A 22,327-nucleotide genomic window follows, 5' to 3' on the forward strand; every position below is an offset into this window, starting at 1 on the left:
GACTCCCCGCATGACCTTCGACCTGGCGGAACGCGCCCTCGACGACGCCGTCGGGCAGCGCGTGTTTCCCGGCGCGGTTCTGTTAGTGCGTGAGGGCGAACAGGTCTATCACCGTGCCTTCGGCAACCGCAGCCTCGACCCCGAGGTCGCGCCGATGGCAGCAGACACCGTCTTCGATCTCTCGTCACTGACCAAACCGTTCGCCACGACCATCGCAATCCAGATGCTGATCGCGGAAGGCAAGCTGCGCCTTGACGACCGGGTGTCGCGCTTCTTCCACAACTTCGGCGTCTACGGAAAGACCCACATCACCTTCCGTCACCTGCTCAACCACAGCTCGGGGCTGCCGGCCTGGCAGCCCTACTACAAGGAGATCATTCAAACCGAGCGCAAGGGCGGCAAGATCAATTTCATCAGCAGCCCGGGCGCCAAGGCGTACGTCTATCAATCGATTCATCGCGAGCGGCTCGCCGCACCACCCGGCACGCGGGCGGTCTACAGCGATCTCGGCTTCATACTGCTGGGCGAAGTGATTGAAGAGATCAGCGGCATGAGCCTCGATCGCTTCTGCCACCAACGTATCTACCGCCCGCTCGGATTGCGCTCCCTTGCCTTCGTCGATCTCTGGCTGTTGCGTTCGCGCAAGTTGGAGCCAATCGCCGAAATGATCGCGCCGACCGAGCGCTGCCCGTGGCGCAAGAAGGTTCTCTGCGGCGAGGTGCACGACGACAACTCGTATGCGATGGGCGGCGTCGCCGGCCACGCCGGCTTGTTCGGCTCGGCGCGCGATCTCGATACGCTGGTCTGCCGCCTGCGCCAGGGTTACCACGGCACGAATGAATGGCTCCCGCGTGATCTGCTGCGCGAGTTTTGGACGCGCGATGCGAGCGTCCCCGAGTCGACGTGGGCACTCGGTTGGGACACGCCGAGCGCACGCGACTCCAGCGCGGGCGCGCTGTTCAATCGCCATGCGGTCGGCCACCTCGGTTTCACCGGCACGTCGGTGTGGATCGACCTCGACCGCGACCGCCACATCATCCTGCTCACCAACCGCGTTCATCCCAGCCGCGACAACGATGCCATCCGGCAGTTTCGGCCGCTCATCCATGATCTGATAGTGAAAGCCTTGCAATGAAGGACGGGACGATGACTCAGCGAGACAGCGGAACGATCGCCATTGGCGATATCCGTCACGTCCATCTCATCGCGATCTGCGGCGTCGCGATGGCGGCGTTGGCCGGCATGCTGAGGCAACGCGGCTATGCGGTGACCGGCTCGGACGAGAATGTCTATCCACCGATGAGCACGTTACTCCAACGCTGGGGGATTCCGATTCGCGCCGGTTTCCGCGCGGAGAACTTGGCCGATCGACCGGATGCCGTCGTCGTCGGCAACAAGGTCTCGCGCGACAACCCGGAGGTGCAGGCGCTGCTTGCCAGCGCGATTCCCTACTTGTCCCTGCCGCAGGCGCTGCACGATTTCTTTCTCGCCGGCAAGCGCCCGAGTGTGATCGCAGGCACGCACGGCAAGACCACCTCCACGGCGATGCTGGCCTGGGTGCTCGAAGCGGCGGGACGCGATCCCAGCATGATGGTCGGCGGCGAGGCGAAAAACTTCGCCGGCAATTTCAAACTCGGCGGCGGCGCCGACTTCGTGATCGAAGGCGATGAATACGACACCGCGTTCTTCGACAAGGGTCCAAAATTTCTCCACTACGCGCCGCAGGCGCTGATCCTGACCGCGGTCGAGTTCGATCACGCCGACATCTATCGCGATCTCGATCATGTGAAGTCGGCGTTTCGCAAGCTAATCGACATCTTGCCCGCCGGCGCTCCGCTGATTGTGGCGGCCGATTTCCCGCACGCGATCGAAGTGGCGCAACGCGACGGATTTCAGCCGGAGACGTTCGGCGTCGGCGATTCCGCGCAGTGGCGCGTGACCAACCTACACGCGGCCAACGGCGAATCGGTCTTCGACATCACGCACGACGGGGCGATCGAGTGCACCGCCACGCTGCGTGTGCCGGGCGCCATCAACGCGCGCAACGCGCTGGGCGTGTACGTGCTGGCGCGCCGGCTCGGCTTGCGCAGCGACGAGATCCTTCCCGGGTTGCGAACCTTCGCCGGAGTTGCGCGGCGGCAAGAAGTGGTTGGAGAGTTTGGCGGCGCGACACTCATCGACGACTTCGCGCATCATCCGACCGCGGTCGCCGGCACGCTGGCGGCGCTTCGCCAGCACTATCCCGGCCGCCGACTGTGGGCGGTGTTCGAGCCGCGCTCCAACACCAGCCGCCGTAAAATGTTCCAGCGCGAGTATGTCGAGGCCTTCACTGCCGCCGATCGCGTGATCATCGGCGGCGTGTTCCAGAAGCAAACCGATGCGGTCGGTGCCGAGGAACTCTTTTCGCCCGAGCAGCTCGCCCGCGATCTCAACGCCCGCGGCGTCGAAGCGCGGGCGTTCGGCGAGATCGACGTCATCGTTGCCGCCCTCGTCCGCAACGTGCGGCCCGGCGACGTGATCGTGTTGATGTCGAACGGCGGCTTCGGCGGGTTGCGCGAGAAGCTCGTCGCCGCCCTGCCCGCGCGCCGCGCCTAGTTCACAAGCTGTTACCGAGAATGCTCACGCACGACACGGCCGCGGGACCGCCGAGGTTGTGAGCCAGGCCAAGCTCGGCGCCCTTTACCTGGCGCGCACCGGCGCGGCCTTGCAGTTGGTGGGTCAGCTCGTAGAGCATCCGCACGCCGGTGGCGCCGATGGGATGACCGAAGGACTTCAATCCACCGCTGGGATTCACCGGCAACTCGCCGCCGAGTGTCGCCCGGCCCTCTTCGACAAAGCGCCCACCTTCGCCGCGTCCGCAGAAACCAAGGTCTTCGTAGTTGATGATCTCGGTGATGGTGAAGCAATCGTGGACTTCCGCGAAGTCGATGTCCGCCGGCGTCACGCCGGCTTGTTCGTAGGCGCTCGCTGCGGCGCGCCGGGTGGCGGGAAAGCTCAAGTAGTCGAAGCTCGGCTTGTAGTACGGCTGGCCCGATACTACCGCCAGACCGACGCCCTTGACGTACACCGGATCGGCTCGAAATTGTTTCGCCATGTCGGCACGACAGACAACGACCGCAGCCGCGCCATCGGTGGTGGGGCAACAGTCGAACAGACCGAGCGGGCTGTAGATCAGCGGCGCCTTGAGCACGGTTTCCTCGCTCACCTCCATGCGCAGATGGGCCTTGGGGCTGAGCGTGCCGTGGTGATGATTCTTCTGCGCCACTTTCGCCAGCGTCGTCTTCGAAGCCCCGTAGCGTTTGAAGTAGCGATTGGCGGCCAGCGCGAAGATGTGCGGCGCGCGTTCGCCCTGATCGATCACCGGATGCACGCGCGCCGGCCGGTGATGGCCGCCGTCGCGCATCTTCTCGAAACCCAGTGCCAGCACAACGTCGTACATGCCGGCGGCCACCGCGAGGCAGGCGTTGCGGAAGGCGTCCATTCCGGACGCGCAGTAGTTCTGCACGCGCGTGATCGGGATGTCGTGCAGTTGCAGCGCATCGCCGAGACCGTCGCCGGCAAACGGCGACATCTGGGTCCCCACCCAGGCCGCCTCAATCCGCTGCGGTTCGATCCGCGCATCGGCGAGCGCTTCGAACGCCGCGTCGCAGATCAGTTGCTCGGCGCTCATCTCGTACAGCTCGCCGAACTTGGTGCACCCGGCACCGACGATGGCGACGCGGTTCTTCAGTGCATTCTCCATCGTATCTCCGGAGATCCGTCGGATCGGTCCGATCGGTCCAATCACCGCCGCCCGAGCACGAGCCCGAAGTAGCGGTTCGTGGGCTCGAACCAACGCAGCGGTTCGAAGCCGGCGCGACACAGCATCGCCTCGGTTGCGGCACGGGAGAATTTGCGACTGATCTCGGTATGAATCGTCTCACCGCTGCGGAACGACACCTCGAGGTCGAGCGCGGCGATGCGCACGGCGTGCGCGCGTTGCGCCCGCAAGTGCATTTCGACCTGCGACGCCTCGGGGTTGAAGAACGCGACGTGATCGAAGGCGGCGGGGTCGAAGTCGGCGCCCAACGTGCGATTGATCACCCGCAGCATGTTGCGATTGAACTCGGCGGTGACACCGGCGGCGTCGTTGTAGGCGGCGTGCAACACCGCGTGGTCCTTCGCCAGATCGACACCGAGCAAGAAGTGCTCGCCGGGAACGAGCTGCGCGGCTACCCGGCCAAGAAATTCATCCGCCTCGATGGGTGTGAAGTTACCGATCGTGCTGCCGAGGAACGCGACCAGCCGGCGCTCGCCGCGCGGCAAGCGCGCGAGATGGCGCTCGTAGTCACCAACGACGGCGTGAATCGCCAGCGACGGATACTCCGCGAGCAATGCGTGGGCACTGCGACGCAGCATGCCCTCGCTCACGTCCATCGGGATGTAGCGCGGGTCACGCGTGACGCGAGTGAGGGCGTCGAGCAAGACACGGGTCTTGCGCGACGCGCCACTGCCGAACTCGACCAGATCGGTCGGCCGCGCCAGGACGATGATCTCGGCGGCGACCCGTTCCAGCAACGCTTGCTCGGTACGGGTCAGATAGTACTCGGGCAGATCGCAGATGGCATCGAACAGCCGCGCACCGTGGTCATCGTAGAAATACTTCGGCGGCACGCTTTTCTGCGCCGCAGTGAGACCACGGCGTACATCGACCGCAAGCGTCGCCCGTTGCGTGGGTTCGAGGTGGACCTCGATCTGCAAGCCCGGCTCGCGCTCACCCGCGCGCAGCGGCGCGTGCGGCTCCAGCGGCGGGTGAGGACGCGTCGGGTGATACGCTGTGGCTGGCTTCGTCGCGTTCGTCGTCCCCTCCTGCGGTTGGAGTGAATCTAGCGGCCCGCTTGCAGCAATTTCGAGCGTGGGCAAAGATTAGATAGACCAATGTGCAGGCTAGTGGAATACATCGGGCAGAGAATTCCCCTTCGTCGTCTGATCGAAGAACCGGAGCACTCGCTCGTCGTGCAAAGTTATCGGCCGCGCGAGATGCGCTCCGGCGTGGTCAACGCCGACGGCTTCGGCGTCGGCTGGTATCAACCCGAGGTCGAGGACACGCCCGGTGTGTTCACCAGCGAGATGCCGATCTGGAGCGACGCCAACCTGCCGCAGCTCGGCCGCAAGATTCAATCGAGCTGCGTCTTCGCGGCGGTGCGCAGCGCCACGCCCGGCATGCCGTACGGCCAAGCGCATACGCAGCCGTTTGCGTACGGGCGCTATCTGTTCATGCACAACGGCTACATCACCGGCTTCCGCGAACGCATCATGCGGCGGCTGCGCGAGCGCTTGCGCGACGAGTACTACACCGCGATCAAGGGCGGCAGCGATTCGGAACACCTCTTCGCGCTGCTGCTTGAACAATTGCCGCCCGACACGCACGGTGCCGCGGCGATGAGTGACGCGCTCAGCCGCACACTCGGGCTGCTGCACGACTGGACGCGCGAACTGCACCTCGACGCACTCTTGAACTTGGCTATCACCGACGGCGAAGCGATCGTCACCTGCCGCTACTCGACGACCGACTACGCGCCCTCGCTGTACGTCGCTCGCGCCGACCCGTTTTTCCCGAAGGCGGTGGTCGTCGCGTCCGAGCCACTGTTCGCCAACGGACAGTGGGAAGAGGTAGAGGCTGGCACGATGCTGAGCGTCGACACGAGTCTCCGGATCACATGCAGCTCGCTGGACCTCGATTGAGCGAGACGCTGCGCGCGCGGTTCGACGCTGCGCGCGCCGGTACGCTGCGGTTGCTCGAACTCGTCGACGACGACGCGTTCACCGCGCAGCCCGATCCCGACTTCAGCCCCATCGGCTGGCACGTCGGACACATCGCAACCTTCGAAGCCTACTGGTTACTCGAACAGTGCCAGGGCAACGCGAGCCTTCCACCCGAGTACCGTCAACTCTTCTCGCCGCTCGAAACGCCGAAGTCGCAACGCCGCCAGTTGCCGCCACGTCCAACCATCATGGCGTGGCTCGCCGCCGTGCGGCAGCGCGTGCTGCGGTACCTCGATGCAGTTACTCTCGACTCGAATCACCATCTGCTGCGTGACGGCCGTGTCTTTCGCACCGTCCTACAGCACGAGTACCAACACAGCGAGACCATCACGCTGGTGTTGCAGATGTGTGATCGCAAATCGGCTGCGCAACCGGCGCTGCTCGTACCGGGTGAAGCGGGTGACACACCGATGGTGCGAGTACCTGGCGGCGCCTTCGTCATGGGGCGCGACAAGCTCGACGATTGGTATGACAACGAGGTCCCTGCGCATCGCGTCAATGTTGCCGACTTCCTGATCGACATCACGCCGGTAACCAACGCGCAGTTCCTGAGTTTCATCGCGGCGGGCGGCTACGACTCGCCGACATGGTGGAGCGCTGATGGCTGGACCTGGCGCTGTGCTCACACGATCCACGCGCCGCGCTACTGGCAACGCGACGACGCCGGCTGGTGCACGGCGGGATTCTTCAGCGATGGGGTGTTGCGACCGGACCATCCGCTGATGTGCATCAGTTGGTACGAGGCCGACGCCTACGCGCGCTGGGCCGGCAAGCGCTTGCCGACCGAAGCCGAGTGGGAGAAGGCCGCGGCGTGGAACCCGCGCAGCGGCGCGGCGCGATCGTACGCCTGGGGCGAGGAACCGCCCGACTCGTCGCATTGCAATAGCGAGCGTGCGTTCGGGACGACCACGGCGGTCGGACGCTTCGACGCGCGCAGCCCGAGCGGCTGCTGCGACATGAACGGTAACGTGTGGGAATGGACGGCCACCCCGTTCGCACCGTTTCCAGACTTCGCAGCGTATCCGTACGACGGCTACTCGCAACCCTACTTCGACGGCCAGCACTTGGTGTTGCGCGGCGGCTCGTGGGCAAGCCGAGGATCAATCGTACGCAACACCTTCCGCAACTGGTACGCACCCGCTACTCGCGCCGTCTTCGCCGGCTTCCGCTGCGCTCGGGACGCATGATCGATCTGCGCGCCGTCACCAAGATCTACCCGGACGGCCACGTCGCGCTCCGCGAGGTGTCGCTACACATCGAGCACGGCGCAACCGTGGCGCTACTCGGGCCATCGGGGTGCGGCAAGACAACAACCCTGAAGCTGATTAATCGCCTCGTCTCACCAACGTCGGGCGAGGTGCGGGTGAACGACAGCGACATACAACGCAGCGACGCGGTCGAACTGCGGCGCAGCATCGGCTACGTCGTGCAGGAGGCCGGGCTGTTTCCGCATCTGACCGCGCAGCAGAACGTCGAGATCGTCCCGCATCTACTCGATTGGCCAGAAGCGCGGCGTAGCGAGCGCGCCAAGGAACTGTTCGCGCTGCTCGGGCTCGATCTCGCGCTGCACGGTCCGCGCTACCCGGCCGAGCTGAGCGGGGGCCAACGACAGCGCGTCGGGCTCGCGCGCGCCATCGCCGCCGATCCGCCGATCGTGTTGATGGACGAACCGTTCGGCGCGCTCGATCCGCTCACCCGCCGGCGCCTGCAACTCGAGTTCAAGGCAATCAACGCCCGCCTGCGCAAGACCGTCGTGCTGGTCACGCATGACGTGGAGGAAGCGTTTCTATTGGCCGATCGCGTCGCCGTGCTCGCCGACGGCGTGCTCGCGCAGGTCGGCACGCCCGAAGAGATTCGCCGAGCGCCGGCGTCGGAGTTCGTGGCGAGCTTTCTGGGTTTGTTGGGTGATCTGTGAAGTCAGTGAGTCTGCTGGGACAACGCCCCTCGATACGCGGCCCCTCGCGGGCATGCGCGCCGCCCCTCGATACGGCCCCTGGACAGATGGGGCCTACTCGGGGTGAACGGATTTACCTCTGTCCATCCTGTTCGGTTCCCCCGACCCGTTCACCCCGAGTGCCGGCCCGTCCTCTTGGCCCGGTGTATCGAGGGGCACTCTCACCGGGAGCGCTGCTACTCGCGCTGCTGTTGGCAGTGCCGACGTTGGCCGCCACCGAGCCGACCATCGTGGTCGGCGCCAAGAACTTCACCGAAGGCACCATCCTCGGCGAGATCATGGCGCAAACGCTGGAGCAACACGCCGGTGTGCGCGTGGAGCGGCGCTTCAATCTCGCCGGAACGAAAGTGGCGTTCGACGCGTTGCAACACGGCGCCATCGACGCGTATGCCGAGTACACCGGCACCGGGCTGCGCGAGATCGTCGGCGATGCCAGCGCGGTGGCCGGCGCCAGCGACGCCTTCGCGCGCGTCAGCCGCGCCTTCAGCGAGCAGTACGATTTGGTCTGGCTGGCGCCGTTTGGGTTCAACAACACCTACGTGCTGATCATGCGCGCCGCGCACGCGCGCGAGTTGCAACTCGCGTCGGTGAGCGACGCGGCCGCGCATCCGCTGCGCTACGGCATGTCGCACGAGTTCTTGCAGCGCGAAGACGGCATGCCGGGATTGCTCCGCGTCTACGGCTTGCAGACCGCGTCGCTCGTCGGCATGGAGCACGACCTCGCGTATCAAGCGCTCGCCGATGGCGCGATCGAAGTCTCCGACGGCTACTCCACCGACGCGAAAATCGTCGCCGGCAATCTCGTCGCGTTGCGTGACGATCGGAACTTCTTTCCGCCATACGAAGCCGCGCCGTTGGTGCGCCGCGATCTGTTGACGCGCGTTCCGCGCGCCGCCGAGGCGCTCGCGTTGCTCGCCGGCCGACTCGACGAAGCGGCGATGCGGCGGCTCAATCATCGGGTCGAGTTCGAACGGCGCGAACCGGCTGACGTCGCGGCGTCGTTTCTACGCGAGGTGGGCATCGGCGTTGAGCACGCCACCGGCGAGGTGCGGTCACGCTCGCTGCTCGCGCTGTTGTGGCAACGCCGCTTCATCACGTTGAATCTGGCGAGCTGGCACCTGCTGCTCACCGGAATTGCGGAAGCGCTCGCGTGCATGGTCGCCATCCCCCTCGGCATCGCCGCCAGTCGAAAGCCACGCCTTGCATCGACTGTGCTCGGGATTGCCGGCGTGCTGCAGACGATCCCATCGATCGCGCTGCTCGCCTTCATGCTGCCGTTCTTTGGTATCGGCGCGCGCCCGGCGATCGTGGCGCTGTTTCTCTACGGGCTGTTGCCGATCATCCGCAACACGGTGACGGGATTGCGCAGCGTCGATGCGAAGCTGATCGAAGTCGGCCTCGGCCTCGGCATGCGTCCGCGCCAGCTATTGTGGCAAGTCGAGCTGCCGCTGGCGGCGCCGGTGATCCTCGCCGGTGTGCGGACATCGTCGGTGATCAACATCGGCACCGCGACGCTGGCGGCCTTCATCGGTGCCGGCGGCCTCGGCGACCCGATCGTCACCGGCTTGACCGTGAGCGACACCAACTTGGTGCTCTCCGGCGCGCTGCCGGCGGCGGCACTGGCGCTGGTGGTCGACGCCGCACTCGGACAAGTCGAACGCTGGGCGACGCCGCGCGGGTTGCGGATCGGACGTGATGCAACTTGAACCTGATGCGAAAATAAGGAGTTCACCACGAAGGCACGAAGACCACGAAGGCCGGCACCGGAACCTTCCTTCTGCTTCTCTGCTCGCGTCCTTCGTGTTCTTCGTGGTGAAGATTTGTTTCCGATCAACATCCATTGACCGCGGTCGCCTACATCCCTCGCGTAACGAAATCGGCGCCGAGATTGAGCAGCGCGACGTTCTTCTCCGCGAGATGTTGGCGATGAGGCGGCAGCGACTCGCGCATCGCGGCGATGAGCGCTTCGTGCGGGACCAATGCGGTCGCGGCAACGAACGCGCCGAGGGCGATCATGCCGGCGCCCATGATGTTCTTCGCTTCCTCCGCCATCTTCGTCGCCGGGACGCTCAGCAGCGTGACGTCATCGCGCGCCGGCGCCGGAACCAACGTCGAGTTGAGGCACAGCACGCCGCCCGGGCGCAGTTTCTTGCTCTGCTCCGCCAGCCCCGTCGCGTGCATCGCCAGCACGCTCCAGGTGAGCGGGATGATCGGTGGCGCTTGAATCGCGTCGTCACCGATCACCACCGTCGAGTCGCTCGGCCCCCCGCGCATCATGCCGCCGTAAACCCCGAACAGCATGACCTGCTTGCCAGCCTGCATCGCAGCCTGCGCGAGAATCTTCGCCATGAGCTGAATCCCCTGCCCGCCGATACCGGTGATGATGACTTCGCGTTCCATGGTGTGGTGTTCACGTCAACGAGTGGGACTCACGGTCTGGTGGTGCATAGATCAAACCCGCGACGCGGTGCAATCGGAACACCGCTCACCCGAAACGTCGAAACGCGCGAAACACCGCGATCCGTTGAGTTCGTTCACCGCCGCGACTAGACTCCGTCGCGTGCCACAGTCGTCACGAAGGCTTGACCTTCACCGCATTGCTGAGGAGCGCAGCATCGCCTACCACCGAGTGATCGCCCAGCGCCTGCTTCTTGATGGGTCGTTGCTTGAGATTGCGCGCGCACGCGTTCAGAGCTGGCTGGAGGGCGGTCACCCCATACCGGAGTACGCACGCGCGTGGAGCGAAATTCTTGCTCAGGACATGGGAACCATCGCGGGCTCGCTGATCGATTCGAGCGAGCGAGGTCGCGAGCTGCGTCAGTCGTCGCCGTTCGCCGGCTGTTTGTCCGCTCAGGAACGCTGGCGGTTGTGGCGTGAGGTGCGCAGCCTGATTGAACAGACCGATGACACGTGAAGCGCTCGAACACCTCATCCGTGCCGCCGCCGACATCGCCGACGATGATGAGATCGTGGTGCTGGGGAGCCAGGCCCTCCTTGGTCAGTTTCCGGCGGCCCCTGCCGCCTTGCGCGTCTCCTGTGAAGCCGACGTCTTCCCGCGCAATCATCCGGAACGCGCGGACCTGATCGACGGATCGATCGGTGAGCTTTCGCCGTTTCACGCCACGTACGGTTACTACGCCCACGGGGTCGCCGAGTCGACCGCCGTGCTACCCGACGGGTGGCGCGAGCGCTTGATCCCCGTTCGCAACGAGAGCACGCGCGGCGCAACCGGCTGGTGCCTCGAAGTACACGACTTGGTGGTGTCGAAACTGGCCGCCGGACGAGAGAAGGACTTCGCCTTCGCCCGCGAAGCGCTCGGGCATCGGCTCGTCCACGCACCCACACTGCTGGCGCGGATCGAAATGATCCCGCTCGCGCCCGAAGCACGTGAGCGACTCCGCACATGGGTGCGATCCTACGGCGATCAATCGTAAGCGCGAAGTCGCGCGACCATGATCATGGTGTTGACCCGCCGGGCGCGGCGGGTCAACACGGTTCGATGTCGCATGAGAGGATGCCCCGCAGTTCCTTGAATCCGTGATGCATCCGGGTGTATGAGGCGCGCATGCGTGCACCCGTATTGACCCGCGAAGCCTTGCGCGGGTCGCTGGGTCGTTGATACGCCTAATTCAAAGTTGGGCAGCAGCAAACCGCTGTGACGGCTCGGGAGTGGCGCAGGAGAGCGTTACGAAGTGTTCCAGCTGATTGAGGCCCACTCCGAGACCTTGGTTGCATCCATCCTTCCTACTCATGTCCCGAACTACGACTGGCTCGTCGAGAATATCGGTCGGGCTGGAGACTCCGCGTATCAGTCGAAGTACCGGGCCTTCTGGGCGATGAACGCGGCGCGCCTCAGCCCGGCATACTGCGCAGAGTATTTCCGCCGGCTCGCGGCTGCGGGTAGACGCCAGCCGGCGTTAGCCAGCCTCGCCACAGACCTGTTCAACGTGCCTACCCAGTCCAAAGGCCGGCAGAGTCTTCAGTTTTCCTTCGTTACAAAGCTCGTCCATATGCATGATCATCACTCCCCGATCTACGACTCTCAAATCGCGGCCTTTTACTTCTTCCGCCAACCTGACCGCGGCCTCGACCTTGCGCAGCGAGTGGAGCGGCTCGTGAACTTTCATGCGTTCCTGAGCCGTGAGTACGCACGGATTCTCGCGAACGGGCTGCTGAGAAAGTCGATGGCCGCCTTTCGGGCTAGGTTCAAGCCCGTCCATTTCACAGACGAAAAAGTGATCGATTCCCTCATCTGGGCAACCGTATCCCGACTCCGCGACGGAGGTCTCCGAGATGGCTCCGTCATCTATCGGTAGCGTTAGCGGGTCGGCTCTGCCCAACTTGACTCTCCATGAACACGGAATGATCTATGATGGTTGATCCACGTCGGGTCGCTCGGCACGCTACTCGGGGAAGCGGACTGATCTCGAACTGGGTGACTCACACCGACGAATACCCGTCACCAACCGAATCAACCATCGGCGTTGATCGGCGTGCATCGGCGGTTGCAATGTCCGCGATCACTTCCCTTTGAACTGCGGTGTGCGGCGTTCCATGAAAGCGGTCATGCCTTCGCGGGTGTCCTCCGACTACGTGACCAGCGATTGCACCAGCGCTTCCTCCTCGAGCGCGGTTTCGAGGGACGATTCGAGCGAGCGATTGAGCAACCGCTTCGACATGCCGATGGCGAAGGTCGGGCCTTGGGCAGGCCGCTCAAGTCAAACGTTGGCGGCATTAGCGGCTACCGTGCTACGCTCAACAGCGAAGTGGAGAACAAGATGGCGCACTCACTAGCTGAGATCGAGGACGACGCGCTCCGATTGCCGCCCGAGGACCGCGCACGGCTCGCAGTGCAGCTATTGGCCAGCCTGGAAGGGGATGTGGAGTCGCCAGAGGAGATCGAGAAGCTCTGGCTTGCCGAGGCGGAGCGGCGCTTTCGGGAGCTGCGCGACGGAGTGGTCGAGGGGATACCGGCTGGCGAAGTCTTCGCGCAACTCCGCGCCAAGCTGCGGCCGTGAAGGAGGCCGTCTTCCACCCGGAGGCGCGGGCGGAAGCCAACGAGTCGGTGGATTTCTATGAGGCCCGTCTCGATGGACTCGGTCTTCGCTTCCTCGCGGCGGTCGAGCACACTACCGAGCGCATCTCTTCAGCTCCCGAGTCGGGCGCGCCGCTTGCCGGTGGTTTTCGCAAGCGGATCGTTCCTGGGTTTCCGTACAGCATCATCTATCGGATCTGGCAGGATTACGTGTATCTCGTTGCGGTCGCCCACCAACACCGCCGTCCCGACTACTGGCGGCAGCGCACGGACCGCCGCTAACCCGCACGGGGTGCCGGCCGGCACGTGCATCGGCGGTCTCAATGTCCGGGCTCACTTCCCTTTGAACTGCGGCGTGCGGCGTTCCATGAAAGCGGTCATGCCTTCGCGGGTGTCTTCCGACTGCGTGACTAGCGATTGCACCAGCGCTTCCTCTTCGAGTGCGGTTTCGAGTGACGATTCGAGCGAGCGATTGAGCAAGCGCTTCGACATACCGATCGCGAACGTCGGGCCTTGGGCGAGCTTCTCCGCCCACTCGCGCGCGGCCGCCGCGAGTTGATCGCCCGGGACGACTTTGTTGACAAGGCCGAGACCCAGCGCGGCGTCGGCACTGAGGTCCTCGCCGAAGAACACCAGCTCCTTCGCCTTCGACAGGCCGATCAGCCGCGGCAGCAGAAATGCGCCCGCGGCGTCGATGGCGATGCCGCGGCGGACGAAGATTTCGATGAAGCGCGCGTCCTGCGCCGCGATCACCAGATCGCTGGCGAAGGCGAGGTGGGAACCGAGTCCGGCGGCGACGCCGTTGACCGCGGCGATCACCGGCTTCTCCAACTCCCACAGCGCGCGAATCAGGCGCTGCGAACTCTGCTTCATCACCTCGCGCCCGGCGCCGGGGCCGCTCGGCCCTTGGCCGCGCGGGCCGCTGAGATCGGCGCCGGTGCAAAATCCTTTGCCGGACCCGGTGAGCACCAGCGCGCGAATGTCGCCGTTGCTGCGCGCGTCGCTGAGTACCGCGATGAGTTCCTCGCGCATCTCGGCGTTGACCGCGTTGCGTGCGTCGGGCCGATTCATGGTGACCCAGGCGACTTGGTTTTCGAGCGTGAACTGAATGGCTTTGAAGTCGGGCATGTTCTTCTCCTTCCGCTCCCTCGCCCGGAGGGAGACTGTCAATGAGCGCGGCCGTCGCGCTGTTTCCTAGCAGATTTTCCTCTCCCTGTAGGGGCGACGCATGCGTCGCCCGGAAGTGACATGTCCGCTGCGGAGAAACCGGAGGGCGATGCATGCGTCGCCCCTACGCTCAGAGACAATCGACTGCCTCTCTCCGGGAGAGGGAAACTGTTGCGTCACTGCAGTTTCAAAATCCGCCGTGCGTTTTCGCGCAGGAACTTCCGCTTTACTTCCGGCGTCAACCCGAGGTGTTCGTCGATCTCCTTGGCTACGCGGTCGAAGCCGAGCAGCGGATAGTCGGTCGCGAAGCAGACTTTGTCTTGGCCGAAGGTCTTCAGAAAATTGACGAACGCCGGCGGGTAATGGCGCGGCGCATGCGCCGAGGTGTCGATGACGACGTTGGCGTGCTTCCACGCGATCGCGATCATCTCTTCGGTCCACGGCCAGCCGATGTGGCCGCAGATGATGCGCAGCTCGGGGAAGTCGAGCGCGACCTGATCGATGTACGTCGGGCGCCCAGTCTCCGACGGAAACAGCGGGCCGGTGTTGCCGACCTGGGTCTGAAACGCGACGTCGAGTTCGATGCACTTCGCGTAGAGCGGGTAGTACGCGGCATCGGTCGGCGGCTTGCGCCACAGGAACGGCTCGATGCGCAGGACTTTGAAGCCGTATTTCTCGACATGCTCTTGCAGACCACGCACCGCTGCCATGATGTCGGTCGGATCGGCATGATACTCGCCGATGAAGCGCGTCGGATGCGCGCGCACCGCTTCGCGCACGTGATGCGGTTCGCCGGAGATGCACGCGATGGCGACCCCGGACCGGTCCATGTCCTCGAGCATCTGCGCGACGTTGGTGCCGTTGTGGTACCAATCGAGCTTGCCGTAGCGCTTGAAGACGTTCTCCGCCTGCGCGCTGCGCTTCTCCGGCGGCGTCGGAGAGAGATACTGCGTCCACACGTCGATGATACCGATTGATTCACTCATGATTCGTTCCTCAAGTCCTTCCCAAACACCCTATCCTCTCGGCAATCCAAGCACACGCTGGGCGATGATGTTGCGTTGCACCTCCGAGGTGCCGGCGTAGATCGTCGCGGCGCGCGACCAAAGCAATTCGTGCGACCAGAAGCCGTCGTCAACCGCACGCGCCGACTCTTCCAGCAGCAAGCCCGAAGGGCCCAGTATCTCGATGGCCGTGTCCTTCATGCGCTGATCGAGCTCGCTCCAGAACAACTTCAGAATCGAACCTTCCGGTCCCGGCTTGCCGTCGCGCAGGATCACCGACACGTTGCGATAGGCGGTGAGGCGAAGGATCTCGACCTCGATCGCAAACTGCGCGATGCGCTGGCGGACAATCGGGTCATCGGCAGCCGCCGTTCCGTTGCACCCGGTACGGCGCGCCAACTCGCCGAGTAGCTGGCGCTCGATCTGCAACCGCGTGTGCGGCGCGGCGCCGCCGCGCTCATGCGCCAGCGTGGTCATCACCACGTCCCACCCGCGGTTGATCTCGCCCACGATGTTGGCGCGTGGGACGCGCAGCTCGTCGAAGAACACTTCGTTGAACCAGGCTTCGCCGGTGATCTCGCGCAGCGGGCGGATGGTGATGCCCGGGCTCTTCATGTCGACGAGGAGGAACGTCAACCCCTTGTGCTTCGGCACGGACGGATCGGTGCGCACGACCAAGATGCACCAGTCGGCATAGTGCGCGTAGCTGCACCAGATCTTCTGGCCGGTAACGATCAGCTCGTCGCCACGCAGCTCGGCGCGGGTCTTAAGCGCGGCGAGGTCAGAACCGGCGTTCGGTTCGGAGAAGCCCTGGCACCAGATCTCGTCGCCGCGCAGAATTTTCGGAAGGAAGCGCTCCTTCTGCCACGCCGCACCCGACGCGATCAGCGTCGGCCCGACCAAGCCCATGCCGACCGCGAGGTTGATCATGTCGGGCGCGCGCGCCAGAGCGTACTCTTCGTTGAAGATGAGTTGCTCGACGATGCTGGCGCCACGACCGCCATACTCCCGCGGCCACGCGATGCCGGCCCAGCGGCCGTCGAAGAGCGTGGCCTGCCACAACTTGACGAAGGCGACCTTCTCCGCCGCGGTGGTCGGCTGGCGAAACGCGGGCGTACCCCAACCGACGGGCAGATGCGTGTGCAGCCATTCGCGTACGTCGTGGCGGAAGCGTGCCTCGGCGGTGGTCGGTCGGAAGTCCATGGATCGCGAGTCGGGAATCGTGAGTCGTTAGTCGTGAGTGGTGAGTCGGGGATTGGGTGGAGATTTTCAACTTGTTCCGTCGGTCACGACTCACGAGTCACGGCTCACCATTCACCACTCACTTCCCGAAGCGTTGCAACGTGTTGTAGTCGAAGAAGCTGGGGTCGTAGGGAACGCGGCGGTCGTTCGGCACGTCCTTGCCCGGCGGGAGCAGTCCGCCCAACGTCGCGCGATTCATCTTGATGTTCTCGGCGCACTGATAGGCCATCGACGATGCCCACAGCCACTCGCTGGTGCCGTCGGGGCGCTTCAGCTCTTCCTTCTGATACGCGAGCACCTGCAGCGTGTTGAGCAGTTCGCCGGTCCAGCCATACTTGCGGTTCCACGCCCCCTGATAGGTTTCCTTGTCGACGTAGAGTTGGATCTTGCCGTACAGGTAGTACTTGTCCTTGGGCACGGCCTCGATGATCCAACTCGGGCGGCGCGCTAGGGCGGCGCGGACCGGCGCCCACCCGACACCCTTCCAACTCGGATCCTGGAAGCCGACGGTCGGCACGCCCGCCGGCCACACCGAGCGCCAACCACCGGAGGGCAGCCACACTTGAGTCGGGCGACCCGCGAAGCTGGCGGCATCGACCAAGCGCAGCACTTCGGTTTCACCGACCAGCTTCCACGTGAAGTCTTCCGGCTTGCCGTCGAAGAACGGCCCGTCGTCTTGGCTCATGTCGGAGCCGAGAAAGCCGTCGGAGCGATTGGAGGGACTGACCGCACGCACGCGACGCAGCGCCGGCACGTACACCCAGTTCGAGTCGCGCTTGGTCGCTTCGCGATAGCGCCAGGTGAGCGCGGCAGTGCCGTTCAAGTCGGCGGGGCTGGTGGCGATGGCAATGAACTGGCCGGAGAGATTGTTCGGATTGGCGATGCGATAGCGCTCGCCTTGGCCGTCATAATAGAGGAAGTGGACGTCTTGCACTGCTTCGCGGTCGACGTGCGACGGGTTCACCCAGTTGAGCAGCACCATGTTGTGGCTGTTGCCTTCGTTCCAGTACTCGTACTGGAAATTCCATTCGATCTTGATCGCGGCGTTGGGATCGGCGGGATCGATGGTCGGGAACGGCAGCCCGTAGATGAACGGCGGTTGCTGGCCGCTCGTCTTGTCGACCACGGTGCCAACCGGAGTGACCGTGTAACGGCCGGCGTTCGTCTCGCTGGCGGCTTTGAACTGTGGGTCCCAATGATAGACGCCGAGCGGCCAATCGATGATCGTGTTGACGTACTCGCCGTCTTTGTAGTGCCTGAGGATCTCGGGGGGCAGGAGATCTTTGGCCTGCTCCCAGTTGTCCTTGCCCAGCACCTCGCCGGGCTTCACGCCGGCTTCCTTGGCTTGCTTGGCCGCCATCTCGGCGTCAGGCTGGGGCGCGGCAGAGGCCCCATGAACAACGAACCACCCGACTGCCAGTATCAAGACGAACCACAACGACTTGCGCATCGTCTGCCCCCTTCTGGCCGCGGCGTCAGCCGACTGTGCCGGTTCGTGCCGCGAGCTCAACGCGCTGCGCCGCCCGCTCGATGGCAAAGCGCGGCTTCAGCAACGACACTAGCGCCGGGATGAACACCAGAGCGCCGATCGCGTGGAAGATCATCAACATCATCAGCAAGAACGCCATCTCGGCTTCAAACTTCAGCGGATGGAATAGCCAAAACATGACGCTGACCACCAGCGTCGTGCCGGTGAAAATGATCGCCTTGCCGGTGGTGGCGATCGCGCGGCGATTGGCTTCGTCGAAGTCCTGCACCACTTCGTACTCTTCGACGATGCGGCTGAGCACGTAGTAGCCGTAATCGATGCCGATACCGATGCCGATGGCGGCTACCGGTAGCGAGTTGATGTTGAAGTCGATGCCGACAAAATACATCACTGCTTCGGACAGAGGTTGCGCCACCAACGAGGGAATCATCACGATCAGCGCGCCGACCACCGAGCGGTAGGTCGCGAAGCTCAACAGAAACACGACGAAGAAGATCAGCGGCACGTTCACTCGATACGACCAGTCGACCTCTTCGTTGGTGGCGGCGAGAAGGCCGAGCAGTCCGCCCGCGAGTAAGTAGCGTACGCTGTCATTGGGCTGCGAGTTCTGGGCAATGTAGGCCTTGGCGCGATCGAGGGCGCCGTGAATGACTTCGTTGGTGTAGTTCTTGTAGAAGATCGTGACCGTGGCATTGTTGTAGTCAGGACTGAAGAAGCGGTCCATCTCACCGCGGCTGGTACCGGAGGTGAGGAGGAAGAACAGCTGCCCAACGTGGTCGTTGCGCGTCGGCAGCATTTCCCACTTCGGATCGCCTTCGTGGAAGGTACGGAAGATTTTCTTCAGCAGTGTGGTGGCGGTCAGCGAGCCGTCCGCCCCTTCGCCTTGTTCCATGTAGCGCTGAAAGAGGTCGAGCTGATTGAGTGTGTGCGCGTCCTTGATCGCCTCGGGCCGCTTGCCCTCGGCGATGATGACGAGTTGGCTGGCACCGGCGAATTTCTCGTTCACCTTGCTGAAAGCGACGTTGTACGGATGATCCTTATAGAGCAGCGCATGGCCCGGCTCGGTGTCGCCGGTCTTGAGATGATGGCCGAAGTAAACGCCGATCACCATCATCAGCGCGAACGTCGCGACCACGGCCCAGCGCCAGGTGCCGCTGCCCAGCGCGATCAGCCAGCGGGTGATGGCGTTGTAAAAGCGATCGGAGAGCTGCCCGGCCTTGGGCTCGTGCTTCGGCGGCCGCACGAACGACAGGATGATCGGGTGCAGTGTCACCACGCTAAGGAAGATCGACAGAATCCAGAACGCGGCGACGAACGCGAGCTTCTGCATCAGCGGAATGCTGGCCACCGCGATAGTCAACGTCGCCGCGGTGTCAGAGGCGATCGACACCATCGCCGGGCTGTAGAGACTGACGTACGAGCTGACGATGGCGGCGCGCTTGTCCTTCAAGCGGAAGTATTCCTCGTGGTAGCGCTCCATCGACTGCACGGAGTGACTGAGCGCGCGTGCCGTGATCAGGACGAAGACCACCAGCACCAGCGGGTCGAGTGTCAGTCCGGCCAAGCCCGCGAAGCCCAGACCCCAGACCGCACTCATCAGACCCGAGAAGGTCGGGATCACCACCCCCTGCACGGTGCGGAAGTAGAACCACAGCAGGAGGATCATCGCGATGCCGGTGGCGGCCAGCACGTAGCCCATGCTGCCCAGGGCCTGTTGGAAGTACGCGAACAGAATCGGCGGGCCAGCGACGTAGATCTTCACCTTGCCATCGGCTTCCTCGCGCTTCACGATCTCTTGCACCTTCTGCCACATGGTGGCGAGGTCGATGTACTCTTCCCAGAAGCCGGCGGTGATCAACGTCGCCTTGTCGTCCTTCGAGACGAACAGGCCGCGCACGCCTTCGGTGGTGTAAATCTTCTGCCGCAAGAAATCGAGTTCCTCCTGATCATCGGGCAGCTTCGGATAGACCAGCGGCACCACTTTGATGCCCGAGCCCGACGTGAGGGTTGTCTTCAACTTCGGGTGGGTGATCGAAATCACTTGCTCGCCGTTCACGCCCGGCACGTTGTGCAGGAGGTCGAGGGTGATGCGATCGACCTTGTGGATGATCTCCGGGTCGCTGAAGAGGTCACCCTTCTGGACTTCGAGCGTCATGACCAGCACGTTCGAGGTGCCGAACATGCTGCGGTACTTGAAGTAGGTCTGAATGTACGGATGGCCGGGCGGGTAGAGGTCGATGAAATTGGTGTAGATCGTCAAGCGGAAGATGCAGAACCACAGCAAGAAGAGCGTGCTGATGCCGATCGCGATCGACACCGGCACGCGGTATCGGAGCAGAAAGTGAAGATACTTCTCAATGAGGCGTTTCGGCAGCATGTGTACTCTCGCGAGGGAGATCGACCCGACCGTCCGCTATCGCTACGCGCCGTCCGCCGGCGCCGACCATCATTCCGTTGGCACCGGGAACGATCGCCACGTCCCGCAGCCAGCTAACCCCCCACGATTGCGGCACCGGCTCCCGGGTCCAGGTTCTGCCGCTGTCGCTGCTGGTGAAAATTGCGCCGATCTCGCCCACTGCGTAGCCGTTCGGCCCAACCACGGTTACGGCGTACAGGGTGGGGTTGTCGAACGTTTGCCCGGCACCGACTTGCTCCAAGCCGCCGGTTTGCCCCGAGCCGTTTTGCAACTCCCAGGTGGCGCCACCGTCTTGTGTGTGCAGAATCAAGGCGTCCATGCCGACGGCCCAACCGCGCTGGCGATCGGCGAAGTGAATGGCGAAGAGCGTCTTGTCGGCCCCGGTGTGCTGCTCGCTCCACGTCAGCCCGCCGTCTTCGGTTACCAGCACGGTGCCGGCTTCGCCGGCGATCCAGGCGTGCTTACGATCGACCATCGAGACACTATTCAAGATGACGTCGCGTGAGAACGAGTGAGGCTCCCATGTCTCGCCGCCATTTTTCGTGATCAGAATCGTACCCCAGTCTCCGACGACGCACCCGACCTCATCATCGACGAAGTCGACATCGAAGAGGTGATGATCGGTCTGGCTGGGTTGCGCGCTCCACGAATCGCCGCCGTTGTTGGTGTGCACGATCACACCGGAGCGGCCGACCGCCCAGCCTTCATTGGTATCGGTGAAATCCACGGCGAACAGCGGTTCTTGCGTGTGCGACGCTTGCGACTGCCACGTCTTGCCGCGATCGTGCGTCCGATAGATGGTGCCGAACGCGCCGACCACCCACGCGTCGTCATCGTTCAGGAATCTCGTACCGTAGAGATTGTCGGTGATCCGTTCGCTCGGCGGTGGCGCCGCCGCGGCCAGCCGGGGCGCCAGCGCGGCCAGACCTACCGCCAGCAGCACGCGCAGGACGCGTCGAGACTGCACACCGAGATGGATATGGAATCGATTCAACACCCGGAACTCAACGTCACTCGCGCGAAGGCCGCCGGGTTATAGGTCGCGCAATTCGTTTGTGTCAACAGCATTTCACTCTCACCGTGCCGCCGTTCGCGTCGCGGCGAGACCGCGCGGCCGTTCATGGCCTCAGGGATTGTCATTCGCCCGCACTCGGTGCCTAACTAACGACCGTTAGTCAAGGGCTGGGCTCACTGCAGTGCGGATGGCGATCGCGGCATCCAAGCCATCGTGGTCGGAGAAGGGATCGTCGACGCCGGTGTTGCGGATCGCTTCGACTTCAGCGGTGAAACGCCAAGCCGGACTGTGGTGCGCCAGAACGTAGTCGAGCCATTCGTTCTCCTTCACAGCTTCGTTGTGAAGGACGGTGCCGCGGCCGCACCGCTGACGCAGCTTCTGCGTGAGGTCTCCCCATGGACCAGTGATCTGCGCGTACAGCACCGTCTCTTCCGGCATCGTGTTGAGATCGCCGGCCGCGAGCACCGGCACCGCCGAGTCCAATCCCGCTGCCACCTCTGACAACTGGGCAATCTGCGCGTGTCGGATCTCCTCATAGCGGTACTCACCGTACTGCGCTTGCAGGTGCGTGTGGAGGACGAACAGCCGTTGGCTGGAATCACGATGGCGCAGTTCGATGATCTGAATACCTTTGGCGCCAAGGCCGTCGCCTTGCCAGAAGATGAGTCGACTCGCCGCCGCGCCGAATTCCTCGAAGCGAGCGACGCGCCGTTCCGTTGACCACGGACTCGACCTCCGCAGAAACGCGAGCAACCCCCCCTTGCGGCCAAGCAGCGCGCCGGCCGGAACATCGATCGAGTCGTAGTCACTGCGAAGCTGATCGACCAAGTAGGCAGCGTCGCCGGGAAACCAGACTTCCTGGAGCAAGGCGAGATCCGGCGCCCGCCGCGCAATCTCCATCGCGGCGGCGCCCATTCGAGCGCGTCGCCGCGGCGCGAACGGGGGCCCGTGCAGATTCCAGGTGACAAGTCTCAGGTACAACAGCACGGCCATCCGCTTCTCGATGGACGACCTCGTTGACGACACCTCAGCCACGATCGAGACTTCATCGGCCGAGGTGGTGATACTGAAGTTCGTCATCCCTGGCGTCGGCTGGCTCATCCAGTTTCACGGCACCGAGGGCAATGTCATCTGCACCATGCACAAAGACCGCGACACGAGATGACGCGGCCGTGTCGACAGTCTCTACAGTTTGTCGAG

General features: G+C 64.0%; 22 protein-coding genes. 12 read left to right on the forward strand and 10 right to left on the reverse strand.

Annotated features, from left to right (window positions below; translation table 11 throughout):
- Positions 1–10 precede the first annotated feature (10 nt).
- Positions 11–1,135, forward strand: a complete 1,125-nt coding sequence (locus HYR72_06415; GenBank protein ID MBI1814591.1) for a serine hydrolase — start codon at positions 11–13, stop codon at positions 1,133–1,135.
- Between the two features lie 11 nt (positions 1,136–1,146).
- Positions 1,147–2,595: a UDP-N-acetylmuramate:L-alanyl-gamma-D-glutamyl-meso-diaminopimelate ligase gene (locus HYR72_06420; protein MBI1814592.1), complete on the forward strand. Its 1,449-nt coding sequence runs from the start codon at positions 1,147–1,149 to the stop codon at positions 2,593–2,595.
- Between the two features lies 1 nt (position 2,596).
- Here the strand turns inward: HYR72_06420 and HYR72_06425 are convergent, their stop codons facing one another.
- Together HYR72_06425 and egtD are read right to left on the reverse strand one after the other, a co-directional pair.
- Positions 2,597–3,742: an acetyl-CoA acetyltransferase gene (locus tag HYR72_06425; protein MBI1814593.1), complete on the reverse strand. Its 1,146-nt coding sequence runs from the start codon at positions 3,740–3,742 to the stop codon at positions 2,597–2,599.
- Positions 3,743–3,783: 41 nt separating this feature from the next.
- Positions 3,784–4,740 (reverse strand): L-histidine N(alpha)-methyltransferase, encoded by a 957-nt coding sequence (egtD, locus tag HYR72_06430; GenBank protein MBI1814594.1) that lies wholly within the window; start codon positions 4,738–4,740, stop codon positions 3,784–3,786.
- A 189-nt stretch (positions 4,741–4,929) separates the two neighbouring features.
- Between egtD and egtC the strand changes: the two genes are divergently transcribed.
- The 4 genes from egtC to HYR72_06450 all read left to right on the forward strand — a co-directional run bounded on the left by egtC (position 4,930) and on the right by HYR72_06450 (position 9,465).
- A complete protein-coding gene (egtC, locus tag HYR72_06435; protein MBI1814595.1) occupies positions 4,930–5,724 on the forward strand; it encodes an ergothioneine biosynthesis protein EgtC in 795 nt (264 codons plus the stop codon).
- Complete coding sequence (gene egtB / locus HYR72_06440; protein ID MBI1814596.1) at positions 5,700–6,992, forward strand: ergothioneine biosynthesis protein EgtB; 1,293 nt, start codon at positions 5,700–5,702, stop codon at positions 6,990–6,992. Before egtC ends, egtB begins: the two co-directional genes overlap by 25 nt.
- A complete protein-coding gene (locus HYR72_06445) occupies positions 6,989–7,720 on the forward strand; it encodes an ATP-binding cassette domain-containing protein (protein ID MBI1814597.1) in 732 nt (243 codons plus the stop codon). Before egtB ends, HYR72_06445 begins: the two co-directional genes overlap by 4 nt.
- Before the next feature lie 86 nt (positions 7,721–7,806).
- Positions 7,807–9,465, forward strand: a complete 1,659-nt coding sequence (locus HYR72_06450) for an ABC transporter permease subunit (protein ID MBI1814598.1) — start codon at positions 7,807–7,809, stop codon at positions 9,463–9,465.
- 148 nt (positions 9,466–9,613) lie between these two features.
- Here HYR72_06450 and HYR72_06455 read toward each other — a convergent pair whose 3' ends face one another.
- On the reverse strand, positions 9,614–10,159 hold the full coding sequence (locus tag HYR72_06455; protein ID MBI1814599.1) for a 2-oxoacid:acceptor oxidoreductase family protein: 546 nt from the start codon (positions 10,157–10,159) through the stop codon (positions 9,614–9,616).
- Positions 10,160–10,388: 229 nt separating this feature from the next.
- Between HYR72_06455 and HYR72_06460 the strand changes: the two genes are divergently transcribed.
- The 5 genes from HYR72_06460 to HYR72_06480 all read left to right on the forward strand — a co-directional run bounded on the left by HYR72_06460 (position 10,389) and on the right by HYR72_06480 (position 13,076).
- Positions 10,389–10,673 (forward strand): hypothetical protein, encoded by a 285-nt coding sequence (locus HYR72_06460; GenBank protein MBI1814600.1) that lies wholly within the window; start codon positions 10,389–10,391, stop codon positions 10,671–10,673.
- The gene (locus HYR72_06465) at positions 10,663–11,193 is read left to right on the forward strand and encodes a hypothetical protein (GenBank protein MBI1814601.1); all 531 of its coding nucleotides are present in this window, start codon (positions 10,663–10,665) and stop codon (positions 11,191–11,193) included. The genes HYR72_06460 and HYR72_06465 overlap by 11 nt, the downstream gene beginning before the upstream one ends.
- Positions 11,194–11,451: 258 nt before the next feature.
- Complete coding sequence (locus tag HYR72_06470) at positions 11,452–12,075, forward strand: hypothetical protein (protein MBI1814602.1); 624 nt, start codon at positions 11,452–11,454, stop codon at positions 12,073–12,075.
- A gap of 462 nt (positions 12,076–12,537) precedes the next feature.
- Positions 12,538–12,777 carry an addiction module protein gene (locus HYR72_06475; protein MBI1814603.1) on the forward strand — a complete coding sequence of 80 codons (240 nt, stop codon included), beginning with the start codon at positions 12,538–12,540 and terminating at the stop codon, positions 12,775–12,777.
- Positions 12,774–13,076 (forward strand): type II toxin-antitoxin system RelE/ParE family toxin, encoded by a 303-nt coding sequence (locus tag HYR72_06480; protein ID MBI1814604.1) that lies wholly within the window; start codon positions 12,774–12,776, stop codon positions 13,074–13,076. Before HYR72_06475 ends, HYR72_06480 begins: the two co-directional genes overlap by 4 nt.
- Before the next feature lie 51 nt (positions 13,077–13,127).
- On the opposite strand, the gene HYR72_06485 is transcribed toward HYR72_06480, so the two are convergent.
- The 7 genes from HYR72_06485 to HYR72_06515 form a co-directional block, all read right to left on the reverse strand.
- A complete protein-coding gene (locus HYR72_06485; GenBank protein MBI1814605.1) occupies positions 13,128–13,922 on the reverse strand; it encodes an enoyl-CoA hydratase/isomerase family protein in 795 nt (264 codons plus the stop codon).
- Between the two features lie 215 nt (positions 13,923–14,137).
- On the reverse strand, positions 14,138–14,947 hold the full coding sequence (locus HYR72_06490) for an amidohydrolase (GenBank protein MBI1814606.1): 810 nt from the start codon (positions 14,945–14,947) through the stop codon (positions 14,138–14,140).
- A 30-nt stretch (positions 14,948–14,977) separates the two neighbouring features.
- Positions 14,978–16,168 (reverse strand): acyl-CoA dehydrogenase, encoded by a 1,191-nt coding sequence (locus HYR72_06495; GenBank protein ID MBI1814607.1) that lies wholly within the window; start codon positions 16,166–16,168, stop codon positions 14,978–14,980.
- Positions 16,169–16,286: 118 nt separating this feature from the next.
- Positions 16,287–17,657 carry an outer membrane lipoprotein-sorting protein gene (locus tag HYR72_06500; protein MBI1814608.1) on the reverse strand — a complete coding sequence of 457 codons (1,371 nt, stop codon included), beginning with the start codon at positions 17,655–17,657 and terminating at the stop codon, positions 16,287–16,289.
- 25 nt (positions 17,658–17,682) lie between these two features.
- Entirely contained in the window at positions 17,683–20,073 is a 2,391-nt protein-coding gene (locus HYR72_06505; protein MBI1814609.1) for an MMPL family transporter, read from the reverse strand.
- Entirely contained in the window at positions 20,051–21,109 is a 1,059-nt protein-coding gene (locus HYR72_06510; GenBank protein ID MBI1814610.1) for a hypothetical protein, read from the reverse strand. Before HYR72_06510 ends, HYR72_06505 begins: the two co-directional genes overlap by 23 nt.
- 174 nt (positions 21,110–21,283) lie before the next feature.
- Positions 21,284–22,120 carry an endonuclease/exonuclease/phosphatase family protein gene (locus HYR72_06515; GenBank protein ID MBI1814611.1) on the reverse strand — a complete coding sequence of 279 codons (837 nt, stop codon included), beginning with the start codon at positions 22,118–22,120 and terminating at the stop codon, positions 21,284–21,286.
- On the opposite strand from HYR72_06515, the gene HYR72_06520 reads away from it, so the two are divergent.
- Positions 22,089–22,292: a hypothetical protein gene (locus tag HYR72_06520; GenBank protein MBI1814612.1), complete on the forward strand. Its 204-nt coding sequence runs from the start codon at positions 22,089–22,091 to the stop codon at positions 22,290–22,292. The genes HYR72_06515 and HYR72_06520 overlap by 32 nt on opposite strands.
- Positions 22,293–22,327 lie beyond the last annotated feature (35 nt).

This window comes from Deltaproteobacteria bacterium (assembly GCA_016178705.1).
In the GTDB taxonomy this organism is placed as follows: Bacteria; Desulfobacterota; Binatia; order HRBIN30; family JACQVA1; genus JACOST01.

Excerpts from the sequence above, each read along its gene's own strand:
- HYR72_06415 (MBI1814591.1), top strand. The coding sequence starts at position 11 with ATGACCTTCGACCTGGCGGAACGCGCCCTCGACGACGCCGTCGGGCAG.
- HYR72_06420 (MBI1814592.1), top strand. The coding sequence starts at position 1,147 with ATGACTCAGCGAGACAGCGGAACGATCGCCATTGGCGATATCCGTCAC.
- HYR72_06425 (MBI1814593.1), bottom strand. The coding sequence starts at position 3,742 with ATGGAGAATGCACTGAAGAACCGCGTCGCCATCGTCGGTGCCGGGTGC.
- egtB (MBI1814596.1), top strand. The coding sequence starts at position 5,700 with ATGCAGCTCGCTGGACCTCGATTGAGCGAGACGCTGCGCGCGCGGTTC.
- HYR72_06445 (MBI1814597.1), top strand. The coding sequence starts at position 6,989 with ATGATCGATCTGCGCGCCGTCACCAAGATCTACCCGGACGGCCACGTC.
- HYR72_06450 (MBI1814598.1), top strand. The coding sequence starts at position 7,807 with ATGGGGCCTACTCGGGGTGAACGGATTTACCTCTGTCCATCCTGTTCG.
- HYR72_06455 (MBI1814599.1), bottom strand. The coding sequence starts at position 10,159 with ATGGAACGCGAAGTCATCATCACCGGTATCGGCGGGCAGGGGATTCAG.
- HYR72_06465 (MBI1814601.1), top strand. The coding sequence starts at position 10,663 with ATGACACGTGAAGCGCTCGAACACCTCATCCGTGCCGCCGCCGACATC.
- HYR72_06475 (MBI1814603.1), top strand. The coding sequence starts at position 12,538 with ATGGCGCACTCACTAGCTGAGATCGAGGACGACGCGCTCCGATTGCCG.
- HYR72_06485 (MBI1814605.1), bottom strand. The coding sequence starts at position 13,922 with ATGCCCGACTTCAAAGCCATTCAGTTCACGCTCGAAAACCAAGTCGCC.
- HYR72_06490 (MBI1814606.1), bottom strand. The coding sequence starts at position 14,947 with ATGAGTGAATCAATCGGTATCATCGACGTGTGGACGCAGTATCTCTCT.
- HYR72_06495 (MBI1814607.1), bottom strand. The coding sequence starts at position 16,168 with ATGGACTTCCGACCGACCACCGCCGAGGCACGCTTCCGCCACGACGTA.
- HYR72_06500 (MBI1814608.1), bottom strand. The coding sequence starts at position 17,657 with ATGCGCAAGTCGTTGTGGTTCGTCTTGATACTGGCAGTCGGGTGGTTC.
- HYR72_06505 (MBI1814609.1), bottom strand. The coding sequence starts at position 20,073 with ATGCTGCCGAAACGCCTCATTGAGAAGTATCTTCACTTTCTGCTCCGA.
- HYR72_06515 (MBI1814611.1), bottom strand. The coding sequence starts at position 22,120 with ATGGCCGTGCTGTTGTACCTGAGACTTGTCACCTGGAATCTGCACGGG.